The organism is Brevundimonas sp. AAP58 (assembly GCF_001295975.1).
Lineage (GTDB): Bacteria > Pseudomonadota > Alphaproteobacteria > Caulobacterales > Caulobacteraceae > Brevundimonas.
The window spans coordinates 1-7,588 of the sequence record NZ_LJHU01000061.1; the positions used below are offsets into that span (position 1 = coordinate 1).

Consider the following 7,588-nt stretch of genomic DNA (forward strand, 5'->3'; position numbering starts at 1 on the left):
GGGGGCGACCGCGCACACCGTGTATGGGGCCGCCCCCTCCACCGGCCTTCGGCCGGTCCCCCTCCCCCGCTTCGCGGGGGAGGATCGCTACCCCGCCCGCGCCAGCTGCGCCTCGGGCGGGGCCAGGGCCAGGAGCGCATTGATCGGCTCGGCCAGCATCGCCTTGGTCGGTGCCCCCTGGGCCAGGCAGCCTTCGAGGCCCGCTGCGGCGACCGCCAGCCGGGTGTCGCCCGTCTTGACCGCGAGCGCCTTCAGCGTCGCGGCCTGCTGCTTGGACGCCCGCACCGCCTGCATCGGATCGCTGTCGAACTGGGCCAGCGAGGCCGCGAGGATTCTCAGCGCCTGATCCTTCACCGCGGCCGCGGCCTCGCCCGCCGTCTTGGGCTTGTCGGCGCTGCGCTTCTGCGGTCCGGCATATTCGCCCGAGTTGAACCGGCGCCGATCCGGCCCGACGTAGCCGACGGCCTCGATCCAGTCGCGCGGCTTCAGCGCCACGTTCTCGACCCGCTTGAACAGGTCGCCGGCCGTGAACGGCTTTCTCAGAAACTCGTGGATGCCGGAATCGCGCGCGCCCTTGATCGAAGACGCGGTCGCTTCCGATGTCACCATGATGATCGGGGCCCGACGACAGGCCAGATTGGATCGACGCACACGCCGGGCGAACTGCTCCCCGTCCAGCCGCGGGCCTGTCCGCTCGGTGAAGATCATCCCGGGTTCCAGCTCGCGGGCATGGTCCAGGGCCCGGCTCTCGTCCGCCTCGGTCACCACCTCACGCGCGCCCAGGCTCTTCATGATGTCCTGCAGCAGCCGCGCCGAGGCTGCGTTCGGATCGACGATCAGCACGCGCCGCACCGCAGGCTCGATACGGTTCAGGGTCTTGGCGTCGGCGGTGAACACGAAGGGCGGCTCCGGAAACTGAACGTTCCGCCTACACCGTCGCGGTTAAGGCCGCGTTGAGCGTGAACGCCCGAACCGCTCAGCCCTGGAAGGGATCGCGCATCAGACCCCCCTTTCAGGGTTCAGCCCTGAAAGGGATCTCTCATCAGGATCGTGTCGTCCCGCTCCGGGCTGGTCGACAACATCGCCACCGGCGCCTGGATCAACTCCTCGATCCGCCGCACATATTTGATGGCGTTCGCCGGCAGATCCTTCCACGTCCGCGCCCCTTGCGTGCTCTCGGACCAGCCTTCGATGGTCTCATAGATCGGCTCGGCCGCCGCCTGCGCCTTGAGGCCCGCAGGCAGATAGTCGAACACCTCGCCGTTGATCCGGTATCCGGTGCAGATCTTCAGCTCATCGAACCCGTCCAGCACATCGAGCTTGGTCAGGGCGATGCCGTGGATGCCGTTGATGGCGATCGACTGGCGCACCAGCACAGCGTCGAACCAGCCGCAGCGCCGCGCCCGCCCCGTCACCGTCCCGAACTCACGTCCACGCTCGGCGATGCGCTTGCCGGCGTCGTCGAACAGCTCTGTCGGGAACGGCCCCTCACCGACCCGCGTCGTATAGGCCTTGACGATCCCAAGCACGAACCCGACCGCGCTCGGCCCCAGCCCCGACCCCGCCGCCGCCTGCCCCGCCACGGTGTTCGACGACGTCACATACGGATACGTGCCGTGGTCCACGTCCAGCAGCGACCCTTGCGCCCCCTCGAACAGGATGCGCCGCCCCTCGGCGCGGAACTGATCCAGCATCCGCCACACCGGCTGGCTGGCGAAGGCCAGCACGCGAGGCGCGATCTCCATCAGCTGGCTCTTCAGCCCGGCCACATCGACCTCGTCCAACCCGAGGCCCTTCCGCAGCGCGTTGTGGTGCGCCAGCAGTCGCTGGATCTTGGCGTCCAGCGCCTCCGGATCAGCCAGATCGCCGACGCGGATCGCGCGTCGTCCCGCCTTGTCCTCATAGGCCGGGCCGATGCCCCGCCCGGTCGTGCCGATCTTGGTCACCCCGGCGGCGGCTTCCCGCGCCTGATCCAGGTCCCGATGCAGCGGCAGGATCAGACAGGCATTGTCCGCCAGCGTCAGCAGCTCCGGCGTGATCGCCACCCCCTGCGCCTCGATCCGCGAAATCTCGTCCAGCAGCGCCCAGGGATCGACCACGACCCCGTTGCCGATCACCGACGGCTTGCCCTGCACCACACCACTGGGCAGCAGGCTCAGCTTGTAGGTGACGTCACCGACGACCAGCGTATGGCCCGCGTTGTGCCCGCCCTGGAACCGCACGACCACGTCGGCCCGGTTCGACAGCCAGTCGACGATCTTGCCCTTGCCCTCGTCGCCCCACTGGGCTCCGACCACCGCCACGTTCGCCAATGCACAAGTCTCCGCTGGATGCGCGAGGGGCTATAGCGGGGGAATCGAGGGATGTCGCGTTTGCTTAGGCACCTTCCCGCTTGGGCCGATAGTCGCGCGAGTCGAGACAGGTATCGTACTCAGCCCGGTCAATCTGAATCCAATCTGTCCGATTGATCCCCTTCGCCGACTTGACAGCAGGACTGTAAGGATAGGCCGAGGCAATTTTGATCCAACGCCTCTGTTCCTGAGCGATCGTTCGGATTTCGTCGGCGACCTCCGAAAGGTCTTGGTCTCTGCAAAACAACAAAGCCACGTCGAACTCGCGTTTGTGTGCGAGGCTGATCACGTCAAGCGCAATCCGAACATCGATGCCCTTCTCATCGCCATCGAGGTAAGAGTGTGTTGTTCCATCCGGCAGCCGCACGACCTTGTTTCGGTACCGCAGCGGCCTCGTGTAAACGCGGACGCCTTGGCGTCCCATTTGCGCTCCCTTGGCAACCCAAAAGTGGTTCCAGAATGCATTGTCTACCGCATCTGGGATGCCAGTATAGAAGCGCACACCCTCGCACGACCAACCCATACGGGCGCAAACCGCCCGAGCTAAGGCGTCAGGGTCGAAGTTGGGGAAGGTGTAGCCAAACGCCGCTTTGGCGCAGTGAAAGAGATTTTGTCCATCGAAGAAGGCAATCGCCCTCTTGGTCTCTGGTTCACGCATGGCGTCTCACCCGGTTTAGAGCCAGATAAGACGGCTTTATCGAAAAACGGAATAACCCAGCCGGAGGCCCCTAGAGGCGTGTCCAACGGGAGAGAAGTTGATACGCTGAGTTAAGCAGCGAACAGATGAACGTCAAGTGAATATGGACACGCAGTGACAGTCGCGGCTTCGGCCCATCGTGCTAAAGTGCTGCAACTGCCCTCTCGAACGCCCACTCCAGCCAAGGCGTAGCGGCCACCACGTCCTCGGTCTCCACAGTGCACCCACACCACAGCCTCAGCCCCGCCGGCGCGTTCCGATGGCTCTCGACGTCATAGGCCGCGCCCTCGGCCTCCAGCAGGGTCTTCATTCGCTTCACGAACGCCTGCCGCCCCGCCTCGTCCAGCGCCGTCACGCGCGGATCGACGATCTTCAGGCACACCGACGTCGTCGATCGCGTCGCCGGATCGACCGCCAGCGGCTCGATCCAGTCGGTCCGCTCGACCCAGTCGAACAGGGCCCCCGCATTCGCATCCGTGCGCCGGATCAGTTCCTTCAACCCGCCGATGCGATCCGCCCACTCCAGCGCATCGATCCAGTCCTCCAGCGTCCACAGGCTGAAGGTATTGATCATGGTCCCCGTGGCCAGCGCCCGGTCGAAGCCCTTGGCGTCGCGCAGGCGCAGCACTTTCGGCACCGCCCTCGGCGGCTCATAGGCATCCAGCCGCGCCACCGCCCGGGGCCCAAGGGCCGCGATGCCGATCCCGGCCTCACCACCCAGCGCCTTCTGGAAGCTGAAGGTCACCACATCGACCCGCTCATAGTCGATCGGCATGGCGAAGGCGGCGCTCGTCGCGTCGCAGATCACGATCCCCTCGCGATCCTTCGAGATGAAGTCGGCGTTCGGCACCCTCACCCCCGCCGTCGTCCCGTTCCACGGAAACACCAGGTCCTTCGTCGGATCGACACGGTTCAGGTCCGGCAGCAGACCCCACGGCGCTTCCAGCAGCTCCAGGTCCGGCAGCTTCAGGTGATCCCTGGCGTCCACCGCCCACAGCTTGCCGAAGTTCTCGAACGCCATGACCTGCGTCGGCCGCGCGCCGAGCATGTTCCACATCGCCGCCTCGACCGCCCCGGTGTCGGACCCCGGCAGATAGGCCAGCACCCAGTCCTCGGGGACTTCGAGCAGCACTTTGGTCAATCTCAGCGCATGAGCGAACCGCTCCACCACCTCCGGCGCGCGGATACCCCGGCCCAGCAGATCGTGCGGCAGGCCTTGCGACGACCATCCCGGCCGCTTCGCCGTTGGCCCGGCCGAGAACCACGGCCGCTTCGGCTTCACTGTCGGTTTTGCGACCATCACCCTCGCCCCGGCTTGTAGGGACGGGTGTTTCGCCAGTCCTCCGCGATCCGCTCCAGGATCGGATCGACCCGGTCGGGCAGGGTCACCATGATCCGCGCCTTCAGGTCGCCGCGCGCGCCCCCGGCATAGGCCCCCTTGCCCTTCAGCCTCAGCACCTGACCGGAGTTGGAGCCCTTGGGCACCGTCACCGCCACCGTCCCGTCCGGCGTCGGACACTCGACCTTGCCGCCCAGCACGGCGTCCGGCACCGACACCGGCAGGTCCATCACCACATCGGCGCCCTCGACCTTGAAGATCGGATGGGGCGCAACCCGCAGCTCGATCAGGGCGTCACCCGCTTCCGTGCGCCCCGGCATGCCCTGCCCGCGCAGCCGGATCGTCTGGCCGTTCGATGCGCCCTTGGGGATGTTCACGTCCAGCGTCCGTCCGTCCGAGAACTGGATCCTCCGGCTGGCCCCGCCGATGGAGTCCTCCAGGCTGATCTCCAGCGTCGCGCGAACGTCCTGGCCCTTGCCGAACGCCCGCTGCGGCCCCCTCTGGCCGAAGTTGCCGAAGATGGACTCCAGATCGATGTCGTCGAACGCCGCCCGACCGCCCGGCCCGCCCGTGTGGGAAAACCCGAACCCGCCCGGTCCCGCACCCGGTCCGCTCCCGCCGGAAAAGCCCCGGTACTGCTCCTGGCCATCGGCGTCGATCTGGCCGGCGTCATAGCGCGCCTTGGTCTTGGGATCGCTCAGCAGGTCGAAGGCGGCCGAGACCGTCTTGAACCGTTCTTCAGCGACCGGATTGCCCCGGTTCTTGTCGGGATGCAGTTCCTTGGCCAGCTTCCGGAACGCGGCCTTGATCTCGGCGTCGCTCGCCCCCCGGGACACGCCCAGTTCCTTGTAGGGATCGCCCGCCACGCCGTCGTCGCTCCGTCAGAAGAGATTCGCCGCATCCGGGCGGCGTCTCTCGTCAGTTAAGCCATGCGGCCCGGCGTTCAATGCGTTTTTCAGGCCGCGAGCGGAACGATCGCCTCTGCACCCCAGCCCCAGTCGTTCCCATACTGCGCCACCGCGATCCGCGCGGCCGATCCGGGCCCGCCCGGAAAATCCTCCGCCAGCGCCGCCGCCGGATAGATCGCGGCCAGCCCCTCGACCTCCATGACGCGACGTTCCACCGCGCCGTCCAGAACCCTCAGCCGGAACCGCCTCGGATCCACCTCGACCGGCTCCAGATCCCACCGATCCCCGCCGATACGCACGCGCGGCGTCCAGCTCAGCGCCAGCCCCTCGGCAACCGCTTCGACCGCCAGCCCGGTCGGCGACCACGGCCGCCCGTGCATGCCCTCGATCGTCACAGCCAGTTCCGCGAAACCCGGACCGCCCGGAACCGCCCCCTGCGGCCCGACCCTTGCGATCCTCGGCAAGCCCCGTTCCCCGACGTCCACCTCGATCCGGGCCAGCCGCTCATCCAGCACGACAACCAGCCCGCCCTCGGCCGCCCCAGCAGCCGTCGCGCCTTCGGTCCCCTGTTGCCCGCGCAGCAATCCCGACAGCCGCCACTCGCCGTTGCCCATCAAAACTGCGGACCGGAACGACACGATCTCCCATCCCGCCGGCGTCTGCACCGCCAGCCGGTTCGCCCCGCCCATCACGGCCGCCTGCGTCCCCGACGAAGGCGCCACGCCTTCGAACGCCACCGTCATCCGGTTGACCTCATCCCAGCGCCCGACCGGCCCAGCCGCCAGTGGCGTCGTCAGCCGCCCCACCGTCGCCGGTGTCGAAATCACCGCTCGCTGCGTCAGCGTCTCGACCGTCTCTCCCTGATGCACCGCCATCGGCCGCCAAGGCTCCACCGCCACGGCGACCAGCGGCCGCCCATCCGCCTCCGCGCCCGGCAGCGGCGGCAGGTCCAGCACCACCGCGAACGGTGCCCCCGCCGGTCCTTCCACCTCGCCCGGCCTCTTCGGCCCGGCCTCCTCGCCGACGACCACGCTGTTGACCCGCGCCAGCGCCGCGCGCGGCGTCTCGTCCAGAGTCACGCGCTCGACCCGCCAGGTGCCCGCCTGCCCCTCGACGCCGACCCGGTCGCCCGGCTCGATCCGCAACGCCTCCAGCGGCCCCAGCGCGACCGTCAGCCGCTCATCCTCCGCCGCCCCCAGCGTCCGCTCCGCCAGGGCCGTGGCCAACGCGGCGCCGCACACGGCCGGCAGATCGACGTCCGTCCCGCCGCCGTCCTCGTACCCATCCGCCCGCACGACGACCGATCCGGTCTGATAGTCCCGCGCCTCGTCGATGAAGCGCACCCGCGCCGCCGTCGGCCGCGCCTCAAGCAAGCGCTCGCGCCGCAACCCGTCGCCCTCATCCCCGACCGCCAGCCGGTCCGTCGCCAACGTCAGCGCCTCGGCCTCCTCGCCGATCAGAGCAACCTTCCCGCCCCGCTCCGCCGCCGTGATCCCCAGCGCGCCCAGCAACGGCTCAATCGCATCCCGGGTCCGCATCGGCCGGTCGATCACATAGCCCGCGACGATCCCCTCCGGCCGCCCGACCTCATACTCTTCCTCCGACAGCCCACCGCGCCGCAGGATGGCTTCCAGCAACCCCCTCGCCTCCCCGCCCATGCGTCCATTCAGCCAGTGCCCGGCCCGCCAGGCCCCGGCGTCGGCCCACACCTCCGCCAGCCCCGGAAACGCCGGATAGGGCCGCGCGTCCCAGCACCAGGCGTCCGCCGCCTCCAGCATCGGCCCGCCATAGACCGCCGACACCGGATTGTTCTCCGGCTCCGCGAACCACCCCAGCACCGCCTCCAGCGCGCGGCGTTGCATCCGGTCGTCCCGCGCGCCGGTCGAAAACGGCGGCAGAAAGCTCTCGGACGACTTCGGGTCCTGGAACAGGTTCGGCGCATTGCCGCCCCGGTCCACCGCCGCACAGCCGAACTCCGTCAGCCGGATCGGCTTCATCCCCGCAATCCAGGCCGTCGACGTCGCAGCCCTCACCCCGCCCGGCCGGTCATGGTGAGCGTTCCCCCACCATCCCGTCAGGTCCTTGACGCGAAAGACCCAGTCCTCGCCGTGCGCCGCATCGGCGATCGGCGTCCGCACCTGCGCCGCCCGGTCCACATCGCTGGCATAGAACCAGTCGAAGCCATCCCCGCCCGCCACCTGGCTCGCCAGATACGCCGGATCGTCCGGACCCTCGAACGCCGCCGCATCCACGCCGCCGTCGCCCGCCCGCCAGTCGCCGAGCGGCGGGGACC

Annotated in this window: 6 protein-coding genes; all 6 read right to left on the reverse strand. The window is 68.7% G+C overall.

The window, feature by feature from the left end:
* Positions 1 to 87: 87 nt before the first annotated feature.
* Positions 88 to 897 (reverse strand): two-component system response regulator, encoded by an 810-nt coding sequence (locus IP78_RS08965; protein ID WP_054111346.1) that lies wholly within the window; start codon positions 895 to 897, stop codon positions 88 to 90.
* A 122-nt stretch (positions 898 to 1,019) separates the two neighbouring features.
* Positions 1,020 to 2,312, reverse strand: coding sequence for an adenylosuccinate synthase (locus IP78_RS08970; protein ID WP_054111347.1), 1,293 nt, complete (start codon positions 2,310 to 2,312; stop codon positions 1,020 to 1,022).
* A gap of 64 nt (positions 2,313 to 2,376) precedes the next feature.
* The gene (locus IP78_RS08975; RefSeq protein ID WP_054111348.1) at positions 2,377 to 3,009 is read right to left on the reverse strand and encodes an NYN domain-containing protein; all 633 of its coding nucleotides are present in this window, start codon (positions 3,007 to 3,009) and stop codon (positions 2,377 to 2,379) included.
* A gap of 181 nt (positions 3,010 to 3,190) precedes the next feature.
* The gene (locus IP78_RS08980) at positions 3,191 to 4,348 is read right to left on the reverse strand and encodes a phosphoserine transaminase (RefSeq protein ID WP_054111349.1); all 1,158 of its coding nucleotides are present in this window, start codon (positions 4,346 to 4,348) and stop codon (positions 3,191 to 3,193) included.
* Complete coding sequence (locus IP78_RS08985) at positions 4,348 to 5,253, reverse strand: DnaJ C-terminal domain-containing protein (RefSeq protein WP_054111350.1); 906 nt, start codon at positions 5,251 to 5,253, stop codon at positions 4,348 to 4,350. Before IP78_RS08985 ends, IP78_RS08980 begins: the two co-directional genes overlap by 1 nt.
* Before the next feature lie 89 nt (positions 5,254 to 5,342).
* Positions 5,343 to 7,588, reverse strand: a 2,246-nt coding sequence (locus IP78_RS08990; RefSeq protein ID WP_197272422.1) for a glycoside hydrolase TIM-barrel-like domain-containing protein, incomplete at its 5' end; no start/stop codon positions are given.

Coding starts and splice junctions, on each gene's coding strand:
- IP78_RS08980 (WP_054111349.1), bottom strand. CDS start 4,348: ATGGTCGCAAAACCGACAGTGAAGCCGAAGCGGCCGTGGTTCTCGGCC.
- IP78_RS08975 (WP_054111348.1), bottom strand. CDS start 3,009: ATGCGTGAACCAGAGACCAAGAGGGCGATTGCCTTCTTCGATGGACAA.